General features: G+C 64.5%; 31 protein-coding genes and 1 tRNA gene. 21 read left to right on the top strand and 11 right to left on the bottom strand.

What is annotated here, in order from left to right; translation table 11 throughout:
• Positions 1-18 precede the first annotated feature (18 nt).
• Entirely contained in the window at positions 19-1,008 is a 990-nt protein-coding gene (locus tag ABIC03_RS08675; protein WP_354057131.1) for an L-threonylcarbamoyladenylate synthase, read from the bottom strand.
• Between the two features lie 68 nt (positions 1,009-1,076).
• Between ABIC03_RS08675 and ABIC03_RS08670 the strand changes: the two genes are divergently transcribed.
• Positions 1,077-1,153: transfer RNA gene (locus tag ABIC03_RS08670), tRNA-Pro, on the top strand.
• 200 nt (positions 1,154-1,353) lie between these two features.
• Here ABIC03_RS08670 and ABIC03_RS08665 read toward each other — a convergent pair.
• The 3 genes from ABIC03_RS08665 to ABIC03_RS08655 all read right to left on the bottom strand — a co-directional run bounded on the left by ABIC03_RS08665 (position 1,354) and on the right by ABIC03_RS08655 (position 2,543).
• Positions 1,354-1,680, bottom strand: a complete 327-nt coding sequence (locus ABIC03_RS08665) for a hypothetical protein (RefSeq protein WP_354057129.1) — start codon at positions 1,678-1,680, stop codon at positions 1,354-1,356.
• A gap of 221 nt (positions 1,681-1,901) precedes the next feature.
• Positions 1,902-2,126 (bottom strand): hypothetical protein, encoded by a 225-nt coding sequence (locus ABIC03_RS08660; RefSeq protein WP_275171667.1) that lies wholly within the window; start codon positions 2,124-2,126, stop codon positions 1,902-1,904.
• Positions 2,127-2,327: 201 nt separating this feature from the next.
• Positions 2,328-2,543 carry a hypothetical protein gene (locus ABIC03_RS08655; RefSeq protein ID WP_354057127.1) on the bottom strand — a complete coding sequence of 72 codons (216 nt, stop codon included), beginning with the start codon at positions 2,541-2,543 and terminating at the stop codon, positions 2,328-2,330.
• A gap of 179 nt (positions 2,544-2,722) precedes the next feature.
• On the opposite strand from ABIC03_RS08655, the gene ABIC03_RS08650 reads away from it, so the two are divergent.
• The 6 genes from ABIC03_RS08650 (at position 2,723) to ABIC03_RS08625 (ending at position 8,206) form a co-directional block, all read left to right on the top strand.
• Positions 2,723-3,181 carry a hypothetical protein gene (locus ABIC03_RS08650; protein ID WP_354057125.1) on the top strand — a complete coding sequence of 153 codons (459 nt, stop codon included), beginning with the start codon at positions 2,723-2,725 and terminating at the stop codon, positions 3,179-3,181.
• Positions 3,182-3,313: 132 nt separating this feature from the next.
• Complete coding sequence (locus tag ABIC03_RS08645) at positions 3,314-4,273, top strand: N-carbamoyl-D-amino-acid hydrolase (protein WP_354057123.1); 960 nt, start codon at positions 3,314-3,316, stop codon at positions 4,271-4,273.
• A 1,148-nt stretch (positions 4,274-5,421) separates the two neighbouring features.
• Positions 5,422-6,042, top strand: a complete 621-nt coding sequence (locus tag ABIC03_RS08640) for a TetR/AcrR family transcriptional regulator (protein WP_502916917.1) — start codon at positions 5,422-5,424, stop codon at positions 6,040-6,042.
• 52 nt (positions 6,043-6,094) lie between these two features.
• Positions 6,095-7,288, top strand: a complete 1,194-nt coding sequence (locus tag ABIC03_RS08635; RefSeq protein WP_354057119.1) for an MFS transporter — start codon at positions 6,095-6,097, stop codon at positions 7,286-7,288.
• A 140-nt stretch (positions 7,289-7,428) separates the two neighbouring features.
• Positions 7,429-7,848: a DUF4118 domain-containing protein gene (locus ABIC03_RS08630; protein ID WP_354057117.1), complete on the top strand. Its 420-nt coding sequence runs from the start codon at positions 7,429-7,431 to the stop codon at positions 7,846-7,848.
• 148 nt (positions 7,849-7,996) lie between these two features.
• Positions 7,997-8,206 carry a hypothetical protein gene (locus ABIC03_RS08625; RefSeq protein WP_275171812.1) on the top strand — a complete coding sequence of 70 codons (210 nt, stop codon included), beginning with the start codon at positions 7,997-7,999 and terminating at the stop codon, positions 8,204-8,206.
• A 257-nt stretch (positions 8,207-8,463) separates the two neighbouring features.
• On the opposite strand, the gene ABIC03_RS08620 is transcribed toward ABIC03_RS08625, so the two are convergent.
• Positions 8,464-9,435 (bottom strand): LysR family transcriptional regulator, encoded by a 972-nt coding sequence (locus ABIC03_RS08620; RefSeq protein ID WP_354057115.1) that lies wholly within the window; start codon positions 9,433-9,435, stop codon positions 8,464-8,466.
• 120 nt (positions 9,436-9,555) lie between these two features.
• Here ABIC03_RS08620 and ABIC03_RS08615 point away from each other — a divergent pair, with 120 nt between their 5' ends.
• From ABIC03_RS08615 to ABIC03_RS08575, 9 genes are all read left to right on the top strand, one after another.
• Complete coding sequence (locus ABIC03_RS08615; RefSeq protein WP_354057113.1) at positions 9,556-10,593, top strand: class 1 fructose-bisphosphatase; 1,038 nt, start codon at positions 9,556-9,558, stop codon at positions 10,591-10,593.
• Positions 10,594-10,605: 12 nt separating this feature from the next.
• Complete coding sequence (locus tag ABIC03_RS08610; protein ID WP_354057111.1) at positions 10,606-11,481, top strand: phosphoribulokinase; 876 nt, start codon at positions 10,606-10,608, stop codon at positions 11,479-11,481.
• A gap of 16 nt (positions 11,482-11,497) precedes the next feature.
• A complete protein-coding gene (gene tkt / locus ABIC03_RS08605) occupies positions 11,498-13,519 on the top strand; it encodes a transketolase (RefSeq protein ID WP_354057109.1) in 2,022 nt (673 codons plus the stop codon).
• 14 nt (positions 13,520-13,533) lie between these two features.
• Entirely contained in the window at positions 13,534-14,619 is a 1,086-nt protein-coding gene (gene fba, locus ABIC03_RS08600; protein ID WP_354057108.1) for a class II fructose-bisphosphate aldolase, read from the top strand.
• Between the two features lie 31 nt (positions 14,620-14,650).
• Positions 14,651-16,111 carry a form I ribulose bisphosphate carboxylase large subunit gene (locus ABIC03_RS08595; protein WP_007594836.1) on the top strand — a complete coding sequence of 487 codons (1,461 nt, stop codon included), beginning with the start codon at positions 14,651-14,653 and terminating at the stop codon, positions 16,109-16,111.
• An 11-nt stretch (positions 16,112-16,122) separates the two neighbouring features.
• Positions 16,123-16,530: a ribulose bisphosphate carboxylase small subunit gene (locus ABIC03_RS08590; protein ID WP_007594833.1), complete on the top strand. Its 408-nt coding sequence runs from the start codon at positions 16,123-16,125 to the stop codon at positions 16,528-16,530.
• 98 nt (positions 16,531-16,628) lie between these two features.
• A complete protein-coding gene (cbbX, locus tag ABIC03_RS08585) occupies positions 16,629-17,564 on the top strand; it encodes a CbbX protein (RefSeq protein ID WP_354057105.1) in 936 nt (311 codons plus the stop codon).
• Entirely contained in the window at positions 17,561-18,298 is a 738-nt protein-coding gene (gene rpe, locus ABIC03_RS08580; protein WP_354057103.1) for a ribulose-phosphate 3-epimerase, read from the top strand. Before cbbX ends, rpe begins: the two co-directional genes overlap by 4 nt.
• 201 nt (positions 18,299-18,499) lie before the next feature.
• A complete protein-coding gene (locus ABIC03_RS08575; RefSeq protein WP_354057101.1) occupies positions 18,500-18,712 on the top strand; it encodes a hypothetical protein in 213 nt (70 codons plus the stop codon).
• 114 nt (positions 18,713-18,826) lie between these two features.
• Here ABIC03_RS08575 and ABIC03_RS08570 read toward each other — a convergent pair whose 3' ends face one another.
• The gene (locus ABIC03_RS08570) at positions 18,827-19,663 is read right to left on the bottom strand and encodes a universal stress protein (RefSeq protein WP_354057099.1); all 837 of its coding nucleotides are present in this window, start codon (positions 19,661-19,663) and stop codon (positions 18,827-18,829) included.
• 213 nt (positions 19,664-19,876) lie between these two features.
• Between ABIC03_RS08570 and ABIC03_RS08565 the strand changes: the two genes are divergently transcribed.
• Together ABIC03_RS08565 and ABIC03_RS08560 are read left to right on the top strand one after the other, a co-directional pair.
• Positions 19,877-21,415 (top strand): Do family serine endopeptidase, encoded by a 1,539-nt coding sequence (locus ABIC03_RS08565; protein ID WP_354057097.1) that lies wholly within the window; start codon positions 19,877-19,879, stop codon positions 21,413-21,415.
• A 266-nt stretch (positions 21,416-21,681) separates the two neighbouring features.
• Positions 21,682-22,044, top strand: coding sequence for a hypothetical protein (locus tag ABIC03_RS08560; protein WP_473303181.1), 363 nt, complete (start codon positions 21,682-21,684; stop codon positions 22,042-22,044).
• 6 nt (positions 22,045-22,050) lie between these two features.
• On the opposite strand, the gene ABIC03_RS08555 is transcribed toward ABIC03_RS08560, so the two are convergent.
• Together ABIC03_RS08555 and ABIC03_RS08550 are read right to left on the bottom strand one after the other, a co-directional pair.
• Positions 22,051-22,368, bottom strand: a complete 318-nt coding sequence (locus ABIC03_RS08555; protein ID WP_354057095.1) for a DUF6496 domain-containing protein — start codon at positions 22,366-22,368, stop codon at positions 22,051-22,053.
• Between the two features lie 86 nt (positions 22,369-22,454).
• Positions 22,455-22,649, bottom strand: a complete 195-nt coding sequence (locus ABIC03_RS08550; RefSeq protein ID WP_354057093.1) for a DUF3072 domain-containing protein — start codon at positions 22,647-22,649, stop codon at positions 22,455-22,457.
• 115 nt (positions 22,650-22,764) lie between these two features.
• Between ABIC03_RS08550 and ABIC03_RS08545 the strand changes: the two genes are divergently transcribed.
• Together ABIC03_RS08545 and ABIC03_RS08540 are read left to right on the top strand one after the other, a co-directional pair.
• Positions 22,765-22,986: a hypothetical protein gene (locus ABIC03_RS08545; protein ID WP_354057559.1), complete on the top strand. Its 222-nt coding sequence runs from the start codon at positions 22,765-22,767 to the stop codon at positions 22,984-22,986.
• Between the two features lie 18 nt (positions 22,987-23,004).
• Positions 23,005-23,214, top strand: coding sequence for a hypothetical protein (locus ABIC03_RS08540; RefSeq protein WP_354057091.1), 210 nt, complete (start codon positions 23,005-23,007; stop codon positions 23,212-23,214).
• Positions 23,215-23,347: 133 nt separating this feature from the next.
• On the opposite strand, the gene ABIC03_RS08535 is transcribed toward ABIC03_RS08540, so the two are convergent.
• Complete coding sequence (locus tag ABIC03_RS08535) at positions 23,348-23,596, bottom strand: hypothetical protein (RefSeq protein ID WP_007594791.1); 249 nt, start codon at positions 23,594-23,596, stop codon at positions 23,348-23,350.
• Between the two features lie 95 nt (positions 23,597-23,691).
• Positions 23,692-23,949, bottom strand: a complete 258-nt coding sequence (locus tag ABIC03_RS08530) for a hypothetical protein (RefSeq protein ID WP_354057089.1) — start codon at positions 23,947-23,949, stop codon at positions 23,692-23,694.
• Between the two features lie 138 nt (positions 23,950-24,087).
• On the opposite strand from ABIC03_RS08530, the gene ABIC03_RS08525 reads away from it, so the two are divergent.
• Entirely contained in the window at positions 24,088-24,309 is a 222-nt protein-coding gene (locus ABIC03_RS08525; RefSeq protein WP_354057087.1) for a hypothetical protein, read from the top strand.
• On the opposite strand, the gene ABIC03_RS08520 is transcribed toward ABIC03_RS08525, so the two are convergent.
• A complete protein-coding gene (locus ABIC03_RS08520; protein WP_275171698.1) occupies positions 24,306-25,796 on the bottom strand; it encodes an HWE histidine kinase domain-containing protein in 1,491 nt (496 codons plus the stop codon). The two genes, ABIC03_RS08525 and ABIC03_RS08520, sit on opposite strands and share 4 nt — an antisense overlap.
• Positions 25,797-25,807: the final 11 nt, after the last annotated feature.

The following is a 25,807-nucleotide window of genomic DNA, read 5'->3' as shown; positions in this document are numbered from 1 at the left end:
ACTTTTCCGGATCATGCGCTATCGCGCCACGGCCGCCCGGCGCAGCCGATCATTGATCGCTTCGCCCAGATCCTGTTCGGGGATCGCCATCACCGCAATCGCCCGCGGGCTCCTCACATCGAGGGCGCGAAGATAGCCGAACAGATTGGCGGCGGCTTCATCGAGATCGCCGGTGGGGGACAAATTCATGACGGCGGTGGCGGCCTCCAGGCCAGGCAGGCGCGCGGGGCCGAACGCCAGCAGCGCTTCGCCCGGCGCGACATCCTGCGCATTGAGCCGCACATTGGCGCGTGGCGCGTAATGTGAGGCCAGCATGCCCGGCGCCAGCGGCTGGCTGTCGTCGCTGTCGGCCTCCGCCGGCAGTCGCGCCAGCGGCGCGCCGAGCACGACCTCGATCCGCTCGCGTGACAGCCCGCCGGGCCGCAGCAGCATCGGCGCCGCGAAACAGCCGACGATGGTCGATTCGACGCCGACCGTAACCGGCCCGCCGTCGACGATCAGGTCGATCCGCCCCGCAAGGTCGCCCTCGACATGGGCGGCCAGCGTCGGCGAGACGTGGCCGGAGAGGTTGGCCGACGGCGCCACCACAGCCCCGCCAAAGGCGCGCAGGATCGCCTGCGCCACCGGATGGGCGGGAATGCGGATCGCGACCGTGTCGAGGCCCGCGGTGGCAAGCTCGGCCACCGGGCAGTTTTCCGTCTTCGGCACCACCAGCGTCAGCGGCCCCGGCCAGAACGCCTCCGCGAGACGCAAGGCGCAGGCGTCGAATCGTCCGATCCTCCGCGCGGCCGCGAGGTCGACGACATGCGCGATCAGCGGATTGAAGGCCGGCCGCCCCTTGGCGGCGTAAAGATGGGCGATCGCGCCGGCATTTCCGGCGTCCGCCCCGAGCCCGTAGACCGTCTCGGTCGGGAACGCGACCAGCCCGCCGGCGGCCAATGTCCGGGCGGCAGCTTCCGCGCCGGCCGCGCCGGCCGGTAAAATCAGCGTTTCAAGACCCGTTTTCACAGGGATAAGATTCCTCAGCTCGGCCGCTTGCGGTGCGCCAAACCCGACGCTATAAGCCGGCCTCTTGTCGGAGTGTGGCTCAGCCCGGTAGAGCACTGCGTTCGGGACGCAGGGGTCGCAGGTTCGAATCCTGCCACTCCGACCATTCTTCCAAAAGTCGACGTTTTCCTAAGGCTCGTTCCCAAAGGCTTGGCGGACCGGCCGCCGGCGCCCGGGAGCGCCTTCTTGCAACGATTTTCAGGGCGGGTCCACGACCGATTTGGCCGGACAGGGCGGCGTGTGCGAGCGGCATGGCTCGGCGTTTGCCGATATCGATAACTCGGCGTCGCAAGCTAGGTCAGAGGACTACCGCCTCGCCACCAGCACGCCGACCATAAACGCAATCATCAGCGCCGGCAGCGGCGCCTCGCGGACCATGCCGCGAACGATTTGCGTCCAATCCTGCTCCGGGACGAGTTTCGGAGACCTGATCTCGGGCGCTGGCTTGATGCCCCATTCGGAGGCGAGTTCGGCAATTTCGCCTGAGGCAAGCCGCACGCCGTCGCGGACGCGGAAGATGGCGGCGTCCGCGCGCTCGCGCGGTGCCAGCAACATCATCGTCGTGACGGCGGTACGCAAGGTCATCTCGCCGTAGCCTTGCAGCCTGACTGATTCCTCGGGGTCGGACGTCATCGCAAATACCTCACAGCGCCCAATGCCTCACAATGCGAAGTGGCGCGCGATGGTGAAGGCCATCGCCGCGCACAGGACCAGCGTGGATACCGCGCCGGCCACGCCGCGCGCGAGATCGGCCCGCGTCAGGTGCCTGGTCATGATTTTGCTCCATGCTCGGCATGGCAATGGCGGGGAGGCGGCGTTGGTTCCTTGCGCGGCGGGCGAATCGCGAACGCTGGCTACTTCCGCAGCAGCTCGCTCAGCGCCGCCGTCGCTTCGGCGCAGCGGATCTCGTCGATTTCGCGCGACAGGCTGAGCGCGCTCGATCTGAGCTCTTCGACTTTCCAGCTATCAGGGTGCTGGGTCTCGAGTTGACCGAGCCGCTTGTTTAGATCGTCCAATCTGGTTTGCAATTGTTCGACGCTGGCGGCCCCATTCACCACCCAGACTCGTTGCGCACGCATCGTAGTTCCCCTGCTCGTCTCACGGCGTTGTGAGAGGGGTTCGTGGCCGCAATGGGAATTTCTTTTGTCGGGCTTCAGACGGACGGGAACCGTTGCAGATCGGCAACGCGAGTTCCTTCGCGTCGGCGTGCGTCTGGAGCTCGGCCCGTCACGGCATCAGGCCGCGCGCGGCCACTCGGTCGATTGCTTTTCAAGCCGGCTTTAGAGAATGGCGATGCTCACCCGGATATTGTCGCGCCGGGCCCGCAGGTTCTGCGCGAGCATGGGGTAGGCGACGTTCTGGGGATCGGAGTTTCCAGCCTTCCGCTCTTCCTCCAGAATGTCGGCGTCGATCATTCGCATGCGCCAGCGCAGATCGGAGATCAATGCGTGGAGCTGGGTCGGCATGGTCGCTTCGAAACGGGACGTCGGATGCATGATCGCCTCACGATGAGACAGACCCACTGCGGGTCTGAGGGATTTGCCTCCCTTGCAGCAAGCGGAATGCCAGTGACGACTGAGCGAGTTTCTCCGCGATTGCTCGCCCTCGCGCCGGAACGTTTGCCACTCTTTCCCGTTGCTGCAGGGGCCTCGATAACGAGGCGATCGAGGGACCCATGCCGCTCATCCGCTATTTCGTCTTCACCGGCGGCGCTCTGCTCGCCCTCCTGTACCTTGCTGATTACTACCTGGCCGGCCCCGTGAGCGCGGCCGCCGAATCTGGGCCGGACCTCTCGATCGCCCGGATTCATTCCGCGCAGACATGGCCGGAGAAGATCGTCTTCGACACCAACGTGCGACAGATTCCGTTGACCAAAACTGTGGCGTCATCGACATCGGACGCGGCGCCGGCCGCGCCGGAAGGTACACGCCAGGCATTTGCGATGGCGGCGCAGCCCGCCACGGAGCTCAAGACTTCGGAGTCCAAGGCTTCGGACGCCAAGGCCGCAGAGCCCAGGCAGGCCAAGGCGGCCGCCCCGAACAAGCGCGTCGCGGAGCGGCATCGTCGCCGCCCGCCGTCGCGCATGGCGGCGCGCGATCAGTTCTTCAACGAGCCCGCCGCCGCAGGATGGTGAGCGGCGCGTTCGGCGTGACGGTCGGGCTGCCTCTCGGTTGGGCACCGTGCCGGACAGCGAGGCTGTGCGCGCGACGCATCGCGCGATAGGCTCTGCCGCGACCTGACCCGGGAAGCGGACGAGGAAGAATTCGTGGCAAGATTTGTGACTGTGGCAGCCGGCCAGCTTGGCCCTGTCGCGCGGACCGAGACCAGAACCGCGGTCGTGGCGCGCCTGATGACCTTGATGCGCCAGGCGCACGCCAACGGCTGCGATCTGATCGTCTATCCCGAGCTGGCGCTGACCACGTTCTTTCCGCGCTGGTATTTCGAGGATCAGGCGGAGATCGACAGCTTTTTCGAGCGCGAGATGCCGGGGCAGGAGACGAGAGGCCTGTTCGAGCTCGCGCGCGAGATCGGCATCGGATTTTCCCTTGGCTATGCCGAGCTGACGGTCGAGTCCGGAATTGTCAGGCGCTACAACACCTCCATCCTGGTCGAGAAAAGCGGCGCCGTCGTCGCCAGATATCGCAAGGTTCATCTGCCCGGCCATGCGGAGCACGAGCCCTGGCGCGAATTCCAGCATCTGGAAAAGCGCTATTTCGAGCCCGGCGATGGTTTTGGCGTGACCGAGGCCTTTGGCGGTGTGATGGGGATGGCGATCTGCAATGACCGCCGCTGGAGCGAGACATACCGCGTGATGGGCCTGCAGGGCGTCGAGATGGTGATGATCGGCTACAATACGCCGGTGCACAATCCGCCCGCGCCCGAGCATGACGATCTCTCGCTGTTCCACAATCATCTGGTGATGCAGGCCGGCGCCTACCAGAACGGCACCTTCGTGGTCGGCGTCGCCAAAGCGGGTATCGAGGAGGGCGTCGATCACATCGGCGGAAGCTGCATCATCGCGCCCTCCGGCGAAATCATCGCGCGGTGCACGACCAAAGGCGACGAGATCGCGCTCGCCCGCTGCGATCTCGATCTCTGCAACTCCTACAAGCGCACCACATTCAATTTCGACATTCACCGTCAGCCTCAGGCCTACGGGATGATTGTCGAACGGAAGGGCGTGGCCCTCATGGCCGACGGAACGCCGGTGCGAACGAAGGAGTGATGTTTCTTTCTCTGTCGGCCCACCCACCGCTGTCGTCCCGGCCTCGTGCGCAATTGCGCACTAGGCCGGGACGACGGTCGAGCTTGTGACTTGATGCGAGCGCCTCATTGCCCGACGGGCAAAACACCTGCAGGGTTGTCGATCCCACCGCGCAAAAATATTCCACTTTACCGAAATTCGGTTTTGTCGTATGTGTCGGCCATCCCGGCTCATCCTTGAGGGGCGATCTCGTTGTCGTCTTGATTGCGAGCCGGGTTGCGATGGACGCGGCAGCGTCGGCACGAGAGGTGCGGGCAGGGCGGGTAGTCCCTGTGAGCCCGTGGCCACGTGCGGACGAGCGGCGCTGTGAAGTTCGTCTCGTCGGTATTTCGATGGCTACGTGCACGATGCCGTCGAACCCTGCGGCGAAATGGCGAATGCGCGTACGGCAAAACCGTGTGGTCCTGGCCGTCGTTGCTACGGTCAAGTTTTCGCGGAGGTGTGTGCGAGCCCAACCGGGCAGACAGCATCATCCAATTCGCGAGGCGAGGGAGGCCAGAGGGAAAGTTCGGCTCCCGGGAGAGCACGGCATAAGCCGTCCGACCATCGCGCAGGGAAGGCCGAGTGATTGGCTACACCTGTATGCTGCTGTGCGGTTTTCCTGCGTGTGCTTTTCGCGCAGCGGACCGCGGGTGCCAGCCGGCACCCGGCCTTCCCTGCGCCCTCTTGGACAAGAGGGTGAAGTGACGAAGCAAAGCTCGGGCGAATTGCGCCGCGAGGCTGCGAAGGTGTGTCTGCGGCTACACACTCCCTGTCATCGCCCGGCTTGACCGGGCGATCCAGTACTCCGAGACAGTTATGATTGAACCGCGAAGCCGCGGCGTACTGGATTCCCCGCTTTCGCGGGGAATGACAGTGGTGCTGGGAGGACGAAGCCGTCACCTCATACTCCGTCATTGCGAGCGCAGCGAAGCAATCCAGTCTGCCGCCGCGGAGGGATTCTGGATTGCTTCGCTGCGCTCGCAATGACGATGTAGAGAGAGTGTCCGGCAAACCCTCCCTGGGACGACGCCGGAGTTGGTGGCGATCAGTTCGACCCAAACCCCGATCACAACCAATTGCTTTTCGAGCGTCTTTATTCGGAAACAATCATTCCCTATTATCCCGCAATGCAAAAGACCGCCCGCAAATCCCGTTCCATCGTCCGTCCGCCCGGCCGTCCCCGGGAGTTCGACATGGACACTGCGCTCGACAGGGCGGTCCGCGTGTTTTCCGAGCGTGGTTATCATGCCACCTCGATCGGCGATCTCACCGCGGCGATGCGGCTGGCGACCGGCAGCGTCTACAAGGCGTTTCGCGACAAGCATGCGGTGTTTCTCGCCGCCTTCGAGCGCTACGTCGCGTTGCGCCAGGAGCAGACGCGCAGCGCCGCGGCGCAGGGCGGCACTGGCCGCGAGCGGCTCCGCAACCTGCTGCTGTCGTATGTGGAGCACTCCCAGGGCAGCGAGGGGCGGCGCGGCTGCCTCGTGGTCGGCAGCGCGGTCGAATTGTCCGCGGTCGATCCGGTGGTCGCCGCCCTCGTCAGCGCGCGGCTCGAGACCAACGAAGGCTTCATCGCCGGCCTCATTCGCGAGGGGCAGGCCGACGGCTCTATACCCCGCCATGTCGCCGCCGACGACACCGCGCGGCTGATGATCTGCATCACGCAGGGTCTGCGCGTCGTCGGCAAGGCGCGTCTTTCGCTCGACGGCGAGCGCCTGGTCGCCATCGCGATGAAGCTGCTCGCCTGAATTTTTTGTCATATTAGGAAACAATCGTTTCCTATATCTGGAGACCGCGTGAATGACGATGAATGCCACGATCGAGACCGCGCCCGAGCCGGATGCGGTGTCGCAGCGACTGACCTTCGTGCTTGCCGCGGCCTGTGGCATGGTCGCCGCCAACATCTATTACGCCCAGCCGCTGATCGCTCCGATCAGCGTCGCGCTCGGCCTGTCGCATGCGGCAGCGGGGCTGATCGTCACCATGACGCAGATCGGCTACGGCGTGGGGCTTCTCTTCATCGTGCCGCTCGGCGACCTCGTCGAGAACCGTACCCTGATCTGCTCCGTCATCACGCTCGGCGCGGCAGCCCTGCTCGCTGCGGGGTTCTCGTCCCACGCGCTGCCGTTCCTGATCGCCGCGCTGTTCATCGGGCTCGGCTCGGTCGCGGTGCAGATCATCATTCCCTATGCGGCGCATCTCGCGCCGGCAGCCATTCGCGGCCGCGTCGTCGGTAACGTCTCGACCGGCCTGATGCTCGGCATCATGCTGGCGCGGCCGGTGTCGAGCTTCGTTACGGCGATGCTGTCGTGGCACGCGGTGTTCTTCTGCTCGGCCGCGCTGATGATCGTGCTCGCAGCCGTGCTCTGGATGACGCTGCCGAAGCGCAAGCCGGTCGCGCGGATGCATTACGGCGAGTTGCTGCTGTCGATGCCGCATCTGGTGCGGACCACGCCGCTGCTGCGCCGCCGCGCGCTGTACCAGGCCAGCCTGTTCGGCGCCTTCAGCCTGTTCTGGACCGTGACGCCGCTGCTGCTCGCGAGCGAATTCGGCTTCACCCAGCGCGGCATCGCGCTGTTCGCGCTCGCCGGTGTCGCCGGCGTGTTCGCGGCTCCGATCGCGGGGCGGCTTGCCGATCGCGGCCATAGCCGCATGGCAACATTGGTCGCGCTGCTGCTCGCGGCCGCGGGCTTCCTGATCACGCATGTCGGCGCGGCCGGATCGGTGCTGAACCTCGCCTGCCTGGTCGTGGCCGCGATCGCGATCGACATCGGCGTGCAGGGCAACGTCGTGCTCGGCTTCCGCGCGATCTTCGCTCTGGGGCATGAGCATCGCAGCCGCCTCAACGGCCTCTACATGGCGACGTTCTTCACCGCGGGCGCGGCGGGCTCGGCGGTCGGCGCCTGGGCGTTTGCGCAAGGCGGCTGGACGCTCGCATCGGCCATTGGCCTCGCGCTGCCCATCGCAGGCCTGATCTATGCGGCTACCGAGTAAGGGGGCGCGGTGGTCCAAATTGTGCGATCCGGCCCGTTTACCAAGGCCGTCCGGCCGGCAATTTCCGCCTCGCAGTTTCCCTGCCGGTGTAGTACTTTGGTCGCAAGCGAGCCTGGTTAACGGGCGGCAGGGGGAGGCTGATGAGGCGTGCGGGGCTGGTTGGCGTAGCGCGGGTACGACCGTGGTCGTGGCAGGCGTTCCTGCTTGGATTCGTCGTTGTCGCAATGTCGGCTGCGCTCCAGGGCGTCTGTGTCTCGCTCGGCGCAAAACTCTATTTCGCGGCGTTCCTGCCCGGCCTGTTCGTGCTCGGTCTTGTCGCGGGCGCACCGGCGGCGGCGTTCGCCTCGGTGCTCACCATTCCGCTGGTGTGGTGGGCGTTCATGCCGCCCTTCTTCGAGTTCAGTTCGCTGACCAGCGCGCATGCCGATTCCATCAAACTGTTCTGCCTGCTCGCCGTGCTGGTGATCGGCCTTGCCGATCTCTGCCGCGCGACGATGGCGATCATCAGCCGCGGCGGGTTGAAGCCGCGAAGCGAGAGCGCGGCAACGAATTCGCAATAGATCGGCACTGCGCGGCCGCGCGTTGCGCGCAGGCAACAGTCCGGAAACCATTCGCGCGCTTGCTGTCCGGCGCTAACTTTTCGAAAAAGATTTGGCCGCAATTTCTCCCCCGGGAATGACGAGGGAGTTTTCGGACATGAACGGCCAAATCACCGGCCAAGTCACCGGTCACGCCATCTTGGAGAATGTGCGCCGCTACCGCGGCATCGCATCGCTCTATCGCCAGACCGCTGCATTCCGCCCGGGCCAGAGCTGGTCGCTGCTGGAGCAGGCGAGGGATTGGGAAGCGCGGGCGCTGCTGGAGCTGGAAGCCTATTTCGCCGCGCGGATGGATTACGCCGCGACGCGTGCGGCCTGATCGTTAACCATCGGCGCGGCCTTGGGCAGGCCCGCCGAAGGCTCAGTCGTGGGGGCGTGCACGGAAAACACGGGGCGATTACGGAGTTATCTCGACGCCCGTCTATGCTAGCAACGTCCCGACCGAGACATCCCAAGTCGGCCGGGGCAAGCGATGACCACCTTCAACCGCATCTTCACGACCGAGCGCCTCCTCCAGATCATCGTCATTCTGGCGGCCACGGTCGCGATGAAGCTGATGGGCTGAATTTCGACAGGCTATTGCGCGCCGAATTCGGGCAATTCGGGCAGATAGTTCGACCCCTCCGATCCCAAGAAATCGAACATCGCCTGCGCCGGCGGCAACAGCACCTTGTCGCTGCGGCGGATCACGTACCATTGCCGCACGATCGGCAGGCCCGCGACGTCGAGCACGACGAGCCGACCCTCGGTGAGCTCGTGCGCCACGGTGTGGGCCGAGATGAAGGCGATGCCGAGCCCGGCGATCACCGCCTGCTTGATGGTCTCGTTGCTGCTCATCTCCATGCCGATGATCGGCTCGAGATCCGATCTCTGGAACATGCCTTCCATCAATGTCCGCGTCCCCGAGCCGGGCTCGCGGGTGAGGAAGGTCTCGTGCACGAGGTCGGTCAGGTTGAGGCCGGAATCCTTCTCCAGCCAGTGCCCCTTGCGTGCGACGATGATATGCGGATTACGCCCGAGCTGACGGACGTCGACGCTGACATCGGCCGGTGGCCGACCCATCACCGCGAAGTCGAGGTCGTAGCCGTGCATGGCCTCGCGGATCTCCTCGCGATTGCCGATGGTGAGCTTGAGCTCGATCTTTGGATACCGCTTCGAGAACGCCGCGATGGCGTGCGGCACGAAATATTTTGCGGTCGAGACCGCGCCGAGATGCACCGTGCCGCCGGTCCGCCCGGCGAGCAGGTCGAGCGCGCCCTGGCAGTCGGCGATTGCGGCTTCGACGCGCTCGGCGAGGGTAAGCACCTCCTTGCCCGCCTCCGTGAGCAGCATGCCGTCGCCGGTCCGCTGCAGCAGCGGCAGGCCGGCGAGATCCTGAAGCTGGCGCAGTTGCTGGGTCACGGCCGGCTGCGTCAGGCCGAGCTGGGTGGAGGCTGCCGTGACGCTGCCCTTGGCCGCGAGCGCGGCGAGCGAGCGAAGCTGCCGGATCGTCAGATGCCGGAGCTGTGCCGTTGAATGGGCATTATAAGATAATTCTTTGGCGCTCATTATGATTAGAAATTTTCCTTATTAAGCCGCCCCTGTCAATCTCATCGTTGTTGGCACTGACCGCACCGACCTCCAGCGGGGAGGGAACTGGATGTGGCGCCAGCAAAGGGATGGACGCAGATGACCGGGCAACTCAGGCTGGACGACCACCTTCAACGGTATTCGGAGACGGCGCCGCATGCGCTGGCCGTGGCGGCCGCGGTCGACGCCATCGCGGCGGCCGCGATCGAGATCGCCGATCTCATCGCCACGGGAGATCTCGCCGACGCATCGGGCCTGACCACCGGCCGCAATAGCGACGGTGACGTCCAGCGCGATCTCGACTTGCAGGCGGATGCGATCCTGCGCCGCTGTCTCGGCAAACTGCCCATCGCGGCACTGGCGTCGGAGGAGATGCGCGAACCCCAAATCGGTGACCGCACGGCGAAGATCTGCGTCGCGATTGATCCGCTCGACGGCTCCTCAAACATCGACATCAACATGACCGTGGGCACGATCTTCTCGATCCTGCCTGCGCCCGATGATCTCGCGCTCGCCTTCCACCAGCGCGGCTCGGCGCAGCTCGCGGCGGGGTTCGTCACCTACGGCCCGCAGACCTCGCTGGTGCTGACGCTCGGCGAGGGCGTCGACATCTTCACACTTGACCGCAAGTCCGGTTGCTTCCGTCTCGCCCGCAGCGCCGTGCAGATCTCCGAGACCTGCGAGGAGTTCGCGATCAACGCCTCGAACCGGCGGCATTGGGAACAGCCGGTGCGCGCCTTCGTCGACGAATGCCTCGCCGGTGTGGAGGGGCAGGCCAACCACAATTTCAACATGCGCTGGGTCGGCTCGCTGGTTGCCGAGGCCTACCGCATCCTCACCCGCGGTGGCGTCTTCCTCTATCCCTCCGATGCACGGCCCGGTTATGGCGACGGCCGCCTACGCCTCGTCTACGAGGCGCACCCGATGGCTTACATCGTCGAGCAGGCCGGCGGCTCTGCTTCGACCGGTCGCGAACGCATCCTCGAACTCTCGGCGCAGAGCCTGCATCAGCGCGTGCCGCTGATCATGGGTTCGAGCAACGAGGTGCAGCGCGTCGAGGAACTGCATTGCGATCCCTTGCTGGTCGCCAGCGTCTCAGCACCGCTGTTTGCGCGGCGCGGCTTCTTCCGGCTGTAAGCGAGGCATCCCATGTCCAGGAAGCATCCGATCATCTCCATCACCGGCTCCTCCGGCGCCGGCACGACGTCGGTCAAGAAGACCTTTGAGCAGATCTTCTTCCGTGAGAAGGTCAACGCCGCCTACATCGAAGGCGACGCCTTCCATCGCTATGATCGCGCGGAAATGCGCACGCAGATGGCGAAGGAGGCCGATCGCGGCAACAGGCATTTCAGCCATTTCAGCCCCGAGACCAACCTGTTCGAGGAGCTGGAGCGGGCGTTCCGCGACTATGGCGAGACCGGCACGGCGACGACGCGGCACTATGTTCACGATGTCGAGGAATCTGCGCTGCATGGCGCCGCACCCGGCACCTTCACCGAATGGAAACGGTTGCCGGAGAGCTCCGACCTGCTGTTCTACGAGGGCCTGCACGGCGCTGTCGTTACCGACAAGGTTAACGTCGCACGCTACGCCGACCTCAAGATCGGCGTCGTGCCCGTCATCAATCTCGAATGGATCCAGAAGCTGCACCGCGACCGCAGTGCGCGAGGCTATTCGACTGAGGCCGTCACCGACACCGTTCTGCGGCGGATGCCCGACTACATCCACTACATCTGCCCGCAATTTTCCGAGACTGACATCAACTTCCAGCGGGTGCCGACGGTGGACACCTCCAATCCGTTCATCGCGCGCTGGATCCCGACGCCGGACGAATCGATGGTCGTGATCCGCTTCAAGAACCCGCGCGGCATCGACTTCCCGTATCTGCTCTCGATGCTGCCGCAAAGCTGGATGTCGCGTGCCAATTCGATCGTGTGCCCCGGCGCCAAGCTCGATCTTGCCATGCAGCTCATCCTGACGCCGCTGATCATGCAGCTGATCGAGCGCAAGCGAAACCTGAAGTGAACGAGGGGAGAATCCGATGAACATCTCCGTCCACGCCGACGCCGACCTCACGGCGGTATCGCATAGCGATCTCGCCAACGCCGTCCGCTTCCTCGCGGTCGACGCCATCGAGACTTCGCAGTCCGGCCATCCCGGCCTGCCCATGGGCATGGCCGATGTCGCGACCGTGCTGTTCTCGCGCTTCCTGAAGTTCGACTCGGCTCACCCCAATTGGCCGGATCGCGATCGATTCGTGCTGTCGGCGGGCCATGGCTCGATGCTGCTCTATGCATTGCTCCATCTCACCGGCGGCGACCTCAGCCTCGACGACATCAAGGCCTTCCGGCAGTGGGGCTCGAAGACACCTGGACATCCGGAATATGGCCATACGCCGGGCGTCGAGACGACGACCGGCCCGCTGGGGCAGGGGATTGCGACCGCGGTGGGCATGGCGCTCGCTGAGCGGATGGGCAATGCGCGGCATGGCGACGGCCTCGTCGATCACTTTACGTATGTGATCGCCGGCGACGGCTGCCTGATGGAAGGCATCAGCCAGGAAGCGATTTCGCTCGCCGGCCATCTCGGGCTCGGCCGCCTGATCGTGCTGTTCGACGACAACGGCATCTCCATTGACGGCCCGACCTCGCTTGCGACCTCTGACGACCAACTTGCGCGCTTCGCTGCCTCCGGCTGGTCGGTGCGCCGTGTCGATGGGCACGATCCCGAAGCAGTTGCGCAGGCGATAGCCGAGGAGCGTGAGAGCGCAAGACCGTCGCTGATCGCCTGCCGCACCATCATCGGCTATGGCGCGCCGGATCGACAGGGCACCGAGAAGGCGCATGGCGCGCCGCTCGGCATCGAGCAGACGGCGGCGGCGCGGCGAACGCTCGGCTGGGACTATCAGCCCTTCGTGGTGCCCGTCACGATCATGAAAGCATGGCGGATGATCGGGCAGCGCGGTCAGGTCGCGCGTCTTGCCTGGCTCGATCGCTATGAAGGCGCGACGCCCGAGCAGCGCGATCTGTTTGTCGAGGGCAAGGCGGTTGCCCTGCCGAACGCCTATGCCCAGGCCTCGGCGAAATTACGCGAACGCTTTGCCACCGAGCGTCCAAAGCTCGCGACGCGGCAGGCTTCGCAACAGGTGCTCGACGGCATCGCAGGAACGATTCCAGGATTTGTCGGCGGCTCGGCCGACCTGACGCATTCGAACCTGACGCATGCCAAGGCGCAGACCCCGGTCAAGCGCGACGCGTTCGCCGGCGATTACATCCATTACGGGATCCGCGAGCATGGCATGGCGGCCGCGATGAACGGCCTCGCGCTGCACGGGGGCTTCATTCCTTATGGCGGCACCTTCCTCGCCTTCTCCGATTACAGCCGGCCGGCGATCCGCCTTGCGGCCTTGATGCGGATCCGCGTCATTCATGTGATGACCCATGATTCCATCGGGCTGGGTGAGGATGGCCCCACGCACCAACCGGTCGAGCATCTCGCAGCGCTCCGCGTCATTCCGAACCTGCTTGTGTTCCGGCCGGCCGACGCGGTCGAGACGCTGGAAGCATGGGACTGCGCGCTCCAAGCTGAAAATCGTCCCTCCGTGCTGTGCCTGTCCCGCCAGGCCCTGCCGACCTTCCGCAGCGATGTGCGCGGTAGAAACCGGGTCGCGCGCGGCGCCTACCTCATCGTCTCGCCCGAGGGCGGCCGCGACGTGACGCTCATCGCAACGGGTTCGGAAGTGTCCATCGCGCTGGAGGCGGCCCGCCTGCTCGCCACCGAGCACGTCCGCGCGGCCGTAGTCTCCGCGCCCTGCTTCGCGTTGTTCGAGGAGCAGCCGGAGGACTACCGCGCTGCCGTGCTCGGCACCGCGCCACGGATCGGCATCGAGGCGGCAGTCGCCGGCGATTGGCATCGATGGATCGGCCCTGATGGCGAATTCGTCGGCATGCGCGGCTTCGGTGCTTCGGCGCCCGCGCCCGTGCTTTACCGCGAATTCGGCATCACGCCGCAAAGCGTTGCGGAAGCCGCCCGGCGGGCGATTGCCCGCACAGGCAAGCAATAACAGGAGGAATTGTCGTGGCCCGTATCACCCTTCGTCAGCTGCTCGACCACGCCGCCAGTCACGGCTACGCGGTGCCGGCGTTCAACATCAACAACATGGAGCAGGGCATCGCGATCATGCAGGCGGCGGCCGAGGTCGACGCACCCGTCATCATCCAGGCTTCGCGCGGTGCGCGCAGCTATGCCGGCGACCTCATGCTCTCGCACATGATCGACGCGCTGGAGCGGACCTATCCGGACATCCCGCTCTGCATGCACCAGGACCATGGCAATGACGAGGCGACCTGCGCGTCCGCGATCGCCCATGGGTTCACCTCGGTGATGATGGACGGCTCGCTCAAGGCCGACGCCAAGACGGCGGCCGATTACGACTACAACGTTGCGATCACCCGCCGCGTCGTCGATCTCGCCCATTGGGTCGGTGCCTCCGTCGAAGGCGAGCTCGGCGTGCTCGGCTCGCTCGAGCATGGCGGCGGCGAACAGGAGGATGGTCACGGCGTCGAAGGCACGGTCAGCCATGATCAGTTGCTGACGGATCCCGACCAGGCGGTCGACTTCGTCCGCGCCACCAAAGTCGATGCGCTCGCGATCGCGATGGGCACATCGCACGGCGCCTACAAGTTCAGCCGCAGGCCGGACGGTGACATTCTGGCGATGCGGGTGGTCGAGGAGATTCATCGCCGGCTGCCGAACACGCATCTCGTGATGCACGGCTCTTCCTCTGTGCCGCAGCCGCTCCAGGACATGTTCAACCAGTTCGGCGGCGAGATGCCGCAGACCTGGGGCGTGCCGGTCGAGGAGATCGTCCGCGGCATCAAGAGCGGCGTGCGCAAGGTCAATATCGACACTGACTGCCGGCTGGCAATGACCGCGGTGTTCCGGAAGGTCGCCGCGCAAACGCGATCCGAGTTCGATCCGCGCAAATTCCTCAAGCCCGCCATGGATGCGATGCGCGAGCTCTGCCGCGACCGCTTCGAGCAGTTCGGCACCGCTGGCCACGCCAGCAAGATCAAGGTCATTCCCTTGAGCGAGATGGCGCGGCGCTACCGCGCCGGAGAACTCGATCCCAGCGTCGACGCCCGCGAGTCCGTCGCGGCCTAATCATTCAGAGAGAGAAGAGCAGGAGAGAGCCATGAATGCACACGCAGGAACCGTCCGCGGCAAGGAAAGATATCGCTCGGGCGTGATGGAATATAAGCGCATGGGCTATTGGGAGCCCGACTATGTGCCGAAGGACACCGACGTGATCGCGCTGTTCCGTGTCACGCCGCAAGAGGGCGTCGACCCGATCGAGGCGTCGGCTGCCGTCGCCGGCGAATCCTCGACCGCAACCTGGACGGTGGTGTGGACCGACCGCCTGACCGCCGCCGAGAAGTATCGTGCGAAATGCTACCGCGTCGATCCGGTGCCGGGCACGCCGGGCTCGTATTTCGCCTACATCGCCTACGACCTCGACCTGTTCGAGCCGGGCTCGATCGCCAACCTCTCGGCCTCAATCATCGGCAACGTGTTCGGCTTCAAGCCGCTGAAGGCGCTGCGGCTGGAGGACATGCGTTTCCCGGTCGCGTATGTGAAGACGTTCCAGGGACCGGCAACCGGCATCGTGGTCGAGCGCGAGCGGCTCGACAAATTCGGCAGGCCGCTGCTCGGCGCCACCGTGAAGCCGAAGCTCGGGCTTTCCGGCCGCAATTACGGTCGCGTGGTCTACGAGGCGCTGAAGGGCGGGCTCGACTTCACCAAGGACGACGAGAACATCAACTCGCAGCCCTTCATGCACTGGCGCGACCGCTTCCTCTATTGCATGGAGGCGGTGAACCGGGCGCAGGCGGCCTCCGGCGAGGCGAAGGGCACCTACCTGAACATCACCGCGGGAACCATGGAGGACATGTACGAGCGCGCCGAGTTCGCGAAGGAGCTCGGATCGTGCATCGTGATGATCGATCTCGTGATCGGCTACACCGCAATCCAGTCGATGGCGAAATGGGCGCGGCGCAACGACATGATCCTGCATCTGCATCGCGCCGGTCACTCGACCTACACGCGGCAGAAAAGCCATGGCGTGTCGTTCCGCGTCATCGCAAAGTGGATGCGGCTTGCCGGCGTCGACCACATCCACGCCGGCACGGTGGTCGGCAAGCTCGAAGGCGACCCCAACACCACGCGCGGCTATTACGATGTCTGCCGTGAGGACTTCAATCCGACCAAGCTCGAACACGGCCTGTTCTTCGACCAGTCCTGGGCGAGCCTGAACAAGATGATGCCGGTCGCTTCCGGCGGTATCCACGCCGGCCAGATGCACCAGCTGCTCGACCTGCTCGGCGAGGACGTCGTGCTCCAGTTCGGCGGCGGCACCATCGGCCATCCCATGGGCATCGCGGCCGGCGCGATCGCCAACCGCGTGGCGCTGGAAGCGATGATCCTCGCCCGCAACGAGGGCCGCGACTACGTCCATGAAGGTCCCGAAATTCTGGCCAGGGCGGCCGAGACCTGCACGCCGCTAAAGGCTGCGCTCGAGGTCTGGAAGGACGTCACCTTCAACTATGAATCCACCGACACGCCGGACTTCGTGCCGACCGCGCTCGAAACCGTTTGAGGAGATTTGCCATGAAGCTGACCCAAGGCTGCTTCTCGTTCCTGCCGGATCTGACCGACGATCAGATCACCAAGCAGGTGCAGTATTGCCTGACCAATGGCTGGGCGGTGAACATCGAGTTCACCGACGATCCGCATCCCCGTAACACTTATTGGGAGATGTGGGGCCTGCCGATGTTCGATCTCCAGGACGCCGCCGGCGTGATGATGGAGCTCGCCGAATGCCGCAGAGTGTATGGCGACCGCTACATCCGCCTCAGCGGCTTCGACTCCAGCCATGGCTGGGAATCGGTGCGGATCTCGTTCATCGTGAACCGCCCGCCGCAGGAGGCCGAGTTCGAGCTGGTGCGGCAGGAGGTGGGCGGACGCGCGATCCGCTACACCACCGTGCGCCGGCAGCCCGCGCACGCGCCAACCTAAGTCATTCTCCTCCGCGCGGAGCACTCCCTGCTCCGTTTCCTTGGCGGACCACTGCTTCGCCGCTTCCCCGCGGCGAAGCCCTTTTCTTCGAGGTGCCGATGCTGGATGTCCCCCATCCCTTGACCACTGAACCCGGCGAGACCAGTTTCGATCTCCGCAAGGAGGCCGAAGCGGCTGGAATCACCGGCACGCTGCAGCAGCTTGAGCAGGAGCTGATCGGATTGAAGCCGGTGAAGAACCGCGTGCGCCAGATCGCGTCGCTCCTGCTGATCGAACGTATCCGGCAGCGTGCGGGATTGGCTTCCTCGCCGCCGACGCTGCATATGTCGTTTACCGGAAATCCCGGCACCGGCAAGACGACCGTCGCGCTGCGCATGGCAAAGATCCTGCACGGCCTCGGCTTCGTGCGGCGTGGGCAGGTGATCTCGGTGACGCGCGACGATTTGGTCGGCCAGTATATCGGCCACACCGCGCCGAAGACCAAGGAGATACTGAAGAAGGCCATGGGCGGCGTGCTGTTCATCGACGAGGCCTATTATCTGCACCGTCCGGACAACGAGCGCGACTATGGCCAGGAGGCGATCGAGATTCTGCTTCAGGTGATGGAAAACCAGCGCGAGGACCTCGTCGTGATCCTTGCCGGCTATGGCGAGCGGATGACGAACTTCTTCGCCTCCAATCCCGGCTTCCGTTCGCGGATCGCCCACCACATCGACTTTCCGGACTATGCGGAAGCCGAGCTGCTCGTCATCGCCGAGCTGATGCTGAAGGAACGGGGTTATCGCCTCTCGGCGGCGGCGCGTGAGGCGTTCGAGAAATACATCGCGCTGCGCCGGACCCAGCCGTTCTTCTCCAATGCGCGCTCGATCCGCAACGCCGTCGACCGCATCCGCCTGCGGCAGGCCGATCGCCTGGTGTCCGATCTCGATCGCATGCTCGAGATCGCCGACCTCGAAACGATCGATCCCATGGACGTCCTGGCGAGCCGCGTGTTCAGCGGCGGTGCGGACGCGCAGAGGAGTGCGAAGCCATGACGAGAGAAATCCTCATCGCGCCGTCGATCCTGGCCGCGGATTTCGCGCGCCTCGGCGAGGAGATCGTAGCGATCGACGCTGCGGGCGCCGACTGGATTCATTGCGACGTCATGGACGGGCATTTCGTTCCGAACATCAGTTACGGCGCGGATGTCATCAAGGCGATCCGGCCGTTGACGAAGAAGATGTTCGACGTGCATCTCATGATCGCGCCGGCCGATCCCTATCTGGAGGCGTTCGCGAAGGCCGGCGCGGATGTCATCACGGTGCATGCCGAAGCCGGTCCGCACCTCGATCGCTCGCTCCAGGCCATCCGCGCGCTCGGCAAGAAAGCCGGCGTCAGCCTGTGTCCCGCTACTCCCGAAAGCGCGATCGAGTATGTGCTCGATCGTCTCGACCTCGTCCTGGTGATGACGGTCAATCCGGGTTTTGGCGGCCAGTCCTTCCTCGAGTCCCAACTCGAGAAGATCGGGCGCATCCGAAGCATGATCGGCGACCGGCCGATCCGGCTCGAGGTTGACGGCGGCATCACCCGCGACAATGCCGCTGCCGTGGCCGCTGCGGGCGCCGATACGCTTGTGGCGGGGTCCGCCGTGTTTCGCGGCAGGGGCAGCGCGGACTATGCCGGCAACATCGCGGCCATCCGCGCTGCTGCGGAGGCCGGCAGGGTTCGAAACCTGCAACATAGTTCGGCGCGGACGCTCCGAGCCGGTGAGCCCGCGCTCATCCGATGACCCACAACGCCTGGCCATTGGTCCGCGGTAAGGTTCCCAAGCGTTGAGTCCGCGCTGATTGGAACTTTCCCCTGAATGCGCGTTTGCCTAAAAACAGGCGAGTCGAGGCGCGTGGCGGGCGCAGCAAATCTTTTGCATAGCCGCCATCGCCCTGACGCAAATAAGGGCAATAAGCTCTCTGTGAATGCGAGGGAGGGTCTCATGGATAACGTACGTCGCTACCGTGCGCTGGCGTCCCTCTGTCGTCAGCAGGCCGCCTATCGGCCGCTCCAGAGCTGGGAACTGCTCGGCCAGGCCGAACATTTCGAATATCTCGCCGAAGTCGAACTCAAGGCGCATTTCGACGCGTGCAATGCGCCACACGACAACGACGGCGTCGAGGCCACGGCGTGGGAGAGGCCCGCCGCGGCGTGACGGTGCAAATTGTTCGAATATGACCTGAACTTGCCGATCCGGCACCGCTCAAGGACGGGGTTGTCAGCCCGAACGACAGGGCTTGTGGCCAGCCCGACCTGGGTCAGCCCTCGATTAATGCGACATCAGCGTCGGGACGGTCATGGCTTCCAGCATGGCGCGGGTGACGCCGCCGAGGAACCGCTCCTGCAATCGCGAATGGCCGTAACCGCCCATGACCAGAAGATCGAGGCTCTCATCGGCTGCCAGCGACAGCATGGTCGGCTGAATGTGAGAGCGCGCGGCCCACAGGTTGACCGTGCGGGTCGATAGTCCACGCCGACCGAGATGCCTTGCCAGATTGCGCGTCGAGACCTCGTCGGGAATCGTGTCTGTTTCGTTGATCGCAATGATCACGATCTCCTCGGCGCGAGCCAGGAATGGTGCGGCGTCGCGCATGGCGCGCGCGGCGAGGCGGCTGCCATCCCAGCAGATGCCGATCCGTTTCGCCTTGAACGCTCCATGGAAAGTGTAGGGCAGGAAAAGCACCGGCCCGCCCGCCTGAAACAGGATCTCGCGAGGCACATCGTTGTCGAGTGAGCCTTGCGCCGGGTCCGGCTGAAGCACGATGCTGAGATCGTGCAGCCGCGCCATCTCGCCAAGCAAGCCGACCGCATCCCCCGGCATCGCCCCGAGCGAGTGGCATGTGTAGGAAATGCCGGCGTTCATCGCTTCGATCTTGAACACCGCGAGCGCCGCCTCGGCGCGCTCCACTGCGCTTTCGCGCTCCATCTCGAACACCGCCGCCACGGCAGCGCCGCCCTCCATCACGTAGGCCGCACTGGTTGCCACATAACCAACCGCGACTGCGTCGAGGTGGGCGTTGAGGCTCGATGCGAGGGAGATCGAGCCATCGATCACCGGTCGCATCGGGCGCTCGGTGGGGATGTGGACGAGAATATCTTTGTACATGACGTGCCTCCGATGGATTCCATCCGGTGGCCGCAGTCTTTCACGGTGCGCAGGGCTCGCGTTGAGCTGCATCAAATGTGCAGCCTCGACTTTTGTCGACGGCCCCGGCCACTTTGCCAAGATTTACAAGATTTAATCGCGTGGACGGGACGCTGTAAGGTGGCGTCCGCCATGTTGGGTGCAAGGCGACTTACCCAAAATGGACATATCGACATGAACGATCGCGTCAATTCCGACACCACCGCGTCCCGCAAGATCCTGAGACCGCGCCGGCTCGCGCTGCTCGGCACCGTGGCCGCGCTTGGCCTGGCCGTGCTGGCGACTGCCCCCGGCTCTTCGCCGTTCAGCGCGACCTCCTTCATCGCGCCTGCCCAGGCCGCGGAGAGCGCCGCGACACCGCCGGGCTTCGGCGACCTCGTCAGCAAGGTCAAACCCGCCGTCATCTCGGTCCGGGTCAGGATCGACCAGGACAACGATAAGAGCGCGATGCTGCAACAGAACCGCATGGATTCGGACGAGCAGACGCCGTTCGACCAGTTCTCGCGGCAATTCGGCTTCCGCGGCCCGGGTGGCATGGAGGGCATGCCGCGCCAGCGCCGCCAGATGATCACGGGTGAGGGCTCTGGCTTCTTCATCTCCGCCGACGGCTATGCCGTGACCAACAACCACGTCGTCGATCACGCCGAGTCGGTGCAAGTGACGATGGACGACGGCACGATCTACAGCGCGAAAGTGGTCGGCACCGATCCGAAGACGGATCTCGCGCTGATCAAGGTCGAGGGCAAGAAGGATTTTCCGTTCGTCAAATTCTCTGACCAGAAACCGCGCATCGGCGACTGGGTGGTCGCGGTCGGCAATCCCTTCGGGCTCGGCGGCACCGTGACCGCCGGCATCGTCTCGGCCAGCGGCCGCGATATCGGCAACGGTCCCTATGACGACTTCATCCAGATCGACGCGCCGATCAACAAGGGCAATTCCGGCGGTCCGGCCTTCGACATGAACGGCAACGTCATCGGCGTGAACACCGCCATCTTCTCGCCCTCCGGCGGCTCGGTCGGCATCGGCTTCGACATTCCGGCCTCGACCGCAAAGCTCGTCGTCGCACAGTTGAAGGACAAGGGCGCGGTCACACGCGGCTGGCTCGGCGTGCAGGTGCAGCCGGTGACGTCGGATATCGCCGACAGCCTCGGCCTCAAGGAGGCGCGCGGCGCGATCGTCGACAATCCGCAGGACGGCAGCCCGGCGGCGAAGGCGGGCATCGAGGCGGGCGACGTCATCACCGCCGTCAATGGCACCGCGATCAAGGATTCCCGCGATCTCGCCCGCACCATCGCCACCCTGGCGCCGGGCACGTCCGTGAAGCTCGATGTCGTCCACAAGGGCGACAGCAAGACGGTGACACTGGCGCTCGGCGAGTTGCCGAACGAGCGGCAGGCTAGAGCCGACGAGGGCAAGTCGCAGCCGGATGCCGGCATGCCGCCGCGTCTCGGGCTCAGCCTGGCTCCGGCCGGCGACGTGCAGGGCGCCGGCCAGAAGGGCGTCGTCGTCACTGAAGTCGATCCGCAAGGGCCGGCCGCGCAACGCGGCATCCAGACCGGCGACGTCATCCTCAACGTGGGCGGCAAGGCCGTCGCCAATATCGGCGATGTCCGTTCGGAGCTGGCGCAGGCGAAATCGTCCGGCAAGCGCAGCGTGCTGCTGCAGGTCAGAAGCGCACAGGCGACCCGGTTCGTGGCGGTGCCGCTCGCATAGGGCGAACGTCGATCGGCGCAGATCCAAACAGGCGGCCCACGGGCCGCCTTTCCTGTTCGCCTTCAGGATTCCGGATGCCCGCCGATAACATTCTCGTTAACGGCAGGGAGGATGACCCGGTTCGTCCGAAAAAGCCGTGTTCGCTCGTCACAGTTGCGGATGTTGTGGACTCGACGGCAATGAAGCCGCCGGGACGATTGCAAGCGTGGAACTTCGAACTTGCCGCCGCTGAGCCGGCCGGCAATTCGTATTTGATCGGTGCCGACATGGATCGATTGAAGCTCTCGCTGAGGACTGCGCTGCTCGTGGCGCCCCTCGTGCTATGGGGTGGAAACGCTCTCGGGCGCGACGACGGCCGCTACGCGGACTCGCCTCTCAAGCCGTGGTTCGACGGCCTGCGCAGCCATCTCGGTCCGTGCTGCTCGGATGCGGATGGGTTTGCCGTCGCCGATCCCGACTGGGACTCGCACAATGGACATTATCGCGTGCGGCTCGACGGCGAGTGGGTCGAGGTGCCGGACGAAGCCGTGATCACCGAGCCGAACCGGGCCGGCCGCACCATGGTGTGGCCGGTGAAGACCGCGTTCGGCGTTTCGATCCGCTGCTTCATGCCGGGCAGCATGATCTGACGGAGGTCAGCGCGACCGTTTGGAGGATTTGCGCTTCGAGGTTTTCTTCGAAGTCTTCTTGGATGTTTTCCGAGTTGTCTTCTTGGACGATTTCTTCGACGTTTTCTTGGACGTCTTCCGCTTTGCGGCTTTCTTCGGGACCTTCTTGCCCTTCTTGCGCGCTTTCGACAGGCCGATCGCGATCGCCTGCTTGCGGCTCTTCACGCGTCCGCCTCGACCGCCCGGTCCGCTTTTCGCGGTACCCTTCTTGTAGCGCTTCATCTCGCTTTCGACATCGCTGCCGGAGCTGCGAGAGTAGCGGCGTTTCTTTGCCTTGCGTGCCATGCATGTTCTCCCTTGGCCGGGGAAAACCATCCGAGACAGGCATAGTTCCGAAAGCGCGCATGCACGTCCCGGATGCGCGACTTGGCCTAGAACGAATCCGCCAGCTCGATCTCCGCTTCCAGCACCTGAATGCGCCGTGCTGCCTCGCCGGAGGACAGATCTCGTGCATATAGGGCGGGTTGATACGCTTCTTCGCTCAGCCGTTTCAGCCGGAGGCCCTGCGCTCGCGTCATCTGTTCGGTGAGGAACGTCTTGGCGTCGTATTTTCCTTGAACCTGCATGTCGCTTCTCCCTTCTGAAATCGTGACTTGACTATATGTTCTTATTTTGTTCTAACAAGTCATGGACAACAGAATTAATGAAATTCGACGTAATATCAGCGCCTTGAGGCTGGAAATGGCCGATATCGAGGTGTCCATCCGCGAACTCGTCGACCGCGAGCACGATTGCACAGAGAAGGCCCTGGCGCAGATGGATCTGCGTCGGAAAATCAATCTGCTGATTGGCGAATGGAAGGCTGCGGGTGGCGGCGATGTCCTGCCGAATGTCCGCGATAGGATGCGCCTTCGTTCCGCGAAGACATCGGGTAGTCCTCTGCGCATGATCGCGCGCCGCTGAGAGCTTTGGGAGCGCACGGTGGAGGAAGACCCGGATGCGTACCGGATTCTCAAGCTGCGCGCCGAGATTCTCGAACTGGGCTCTGCGATCCGGCAGCTGCAACGCGAGGGACTCGACGACGCCGCGGCCCAGCTCTTGATCGCGCGCAAGCGTGCAAGACTCGATCATCTGGTGAAGTCAGATCCTGTGGGCGTCCGTCCTGACATCCTGGGCAGCCATCGTAGCTGAAGCCTGCGCGCAGCGCGGCATGCGGGGCTTGTCGATTCCGCATGTTGACGAAGCGGCCCGAGAAAAGTTCGTTCGAACGCCAAGCAAAAAGGCCCCGCGGTCGCGGGGCCTCCATGAGTTCGACGAACAACACCTACTTGGTGTTGCTCATGCCGCCCTTGTTGTTCGTCATGGTGCCGCCCTGGTCGGAGCCGGGGCCAGAGCCGCCCTGACCGGAGGGGTCAGCACCCTTGGAGGACTTGGTGTTGGCGCCCGTGGTGGTCTGCGACGATGACATCGAGGATCCGTGTTTCGCCTTGTGCGACTTGGCCTGCACGGCGAACGGTGCGGCGGCGAGGCCGGTTGCCAACATCACGGCAAGAGCGAGCTTGGTGGTCTTCATGCGCGGGAACTCCCTGAGTTGAATTGACGCAGGCAGCCAACCGCTATTCGTCGCAGGAGTTCCGAACAAAGGAGTTCCGGCAAATCACCAAGACTTCAAGATTGCTTGTCTTCTGTGAGGATGAATACGAGGCCGGTGAGTGTCGCGCCGATCGCGAACGTCGTCACCAATGTGAAGGCGAAAACGGCAACGGCCTGTCTTCCGCCGTGGCTCAGCAAATTGGCGACGTCTGGATTGGACAGCACGAGCAGGAGACTGAAAGCCAGCCCTAAGGCTGCGCCCATCATGGCGTGCGTCATCAGCTTGACGAGCCCGCTGGGAGAGATCAGGTCCGACGACTTTTTCGTGCGCATGGAACTCTATCCCGATCTCGCATGCAACGCGTGCGACACGCACCGGTTCCACCCGCATGAACGAATTGTCATCGCCCGCTTCATCCGACGTTCATGCCGGGCCTGCAAGAATGAGCGCGCAACACGGGAACATTCGATATGGGTAAGGTGGTCTTTCTCTATCGCTCTCTGGCTTATCGCAACGCCGCCGCGGACATCCTCCGCAAAGCGCGCCAGCTGCCCCGCGGCGCGGAGCGAAGCGCGGCGCGCCGCTATGCCAAGGCGCTGCGCGATCTCGCCCAAACTGAAGCCTGGCTCGAAGGACGCGTCGCGCGCGAAGCGCGAACGACGCAACGCAGGAAGAGTGCGGCGTCCGCTTAACCGGATGCGCGCTGCAATTCGGCGGAGCTGGCGGCTTCAAAGTTGCCGGGCCCGGTTGTCGCGGCAGTCTTGCGGACCAACGGCACCTCGAGCCGGCACAACAGACCCTCGGCGCGCCAATCGAATCGCGCCTGCCCGCCGAGCTGGGACTCGACGCTCGCAAGCAGGCTCCGCGTACCAAAGCCGCGGGATTTCGGCGTCATCACGAGCGGACCGCCGGATTCCTCCCAGGTCAGCGTGAGCAGCTCTTCCTCGACCTGCCAGCCGATCGCGAGCCGTCCCGTCCGCGTCGAGAGCGCGCCATACTTCGCCGAGTTGGTGAAAAGCTCATGCAGCGCCAGCGCGAGCGTCTGGGCCGTTGCCGGCAGCAACTGAACTTCGGACCCCGCCAATTTGATCTGGCCGCCGAGGGAATAGGGCGCCAGCTCCTCGTCGATCAGCTTCGAGAGTTCGGCACCCTGCCAGCTCGACAGCGACAGGATCGTATGCACGCGCGCCAGTGCATTGATGCGTCCCTCGACGGCGCTGACATAGGCTTTGACCTCGTCGGCGCGGGTGAGGCGCACGATCGATTGCGCCAGCGCCAGCGCATTCTTGGCGCGATGATCGACTTCCCGCGCCAGGAGAGTCTGCCGTTCCTCGGCGCGCTTGCGTTCGGTGATGTCCACCGTCACGCCGCTGACGCGCATGACCCGACCACTATCGTCAACCGTGGCAGCGGCCGTGCCGACACACCAGCGCACATCGCCGCCGGGCCGCACGATCCGGAACTCCGTTTCATAGGAGCGTGTGCCCTTGTTGAATTCGGCGATCGCCTTGCGCAACTGATCGACGTCATCCGGATGCAACAGCGCCTGAACGTTGGCCGGATTCACCTCGAAGCTCTCCGGGCCAACACCAAAGATGCGGTATTGTCCCTCATCCCACATCCAGTCGCCGGTGATCCAGTCCCAGTCCCAGGAGCCCATCTTGCCGGCGGCGATCGCCATGCTGCGCCGCTCTTCGCTCTCGCGCAGCTTTGCGGTGGAATTCTCCAGCTCGGCAGTACGTGCACGCACGCGGTCCTCGAGATCCTGGTTCAGCCGTTCGAGTTCGCGCGTCTTGCGATAGAGCTCTGCAAACACCTTGACCTTGGCGCGCAGCACCTCCGGCACGACCGGGACCGGGACGTAGTCGACCGCGCCCATCTCGTAGCCGCGCAGACGGTCGATGTCGCTGACTTGAATGGCCGAGATGAAGATCATCGCGGTCTTCTGGAAGCGCGGGTGCTCGCGGATCATCGCGGCGAGCTCGAAGCCGTCGAGCTCGGGCATGCAGACGTCGACCAGGATCACCGCGATCTCGGTCTTGAGCAGCACCTCCAGAGCCTCGCGACCCGACGAGGCGATCACGAGGTTCTGGCCGAGATCCTTCAGGATCACCTCATAGGCGAGCAGCTTGGCCGGCTGGTCGTCGACGAGGAGGATGTTGACCTTTTCGTGGTCCATACGGGCATCCA

Origin of the sequence: Bradyrhizobium sp. RT6a (assembly GCF_040547675.1) — a bacterium.
Classification (GTDB): domain Bacteria; phylum Pseudomonadota; class Alphaproteobacteria; order Rhizobiales; family Xanthobacteraceae; genus Bradyrhizobium.
This window is presented reverse-complemented; position numbering and strand designations above follow the sequence as displayed.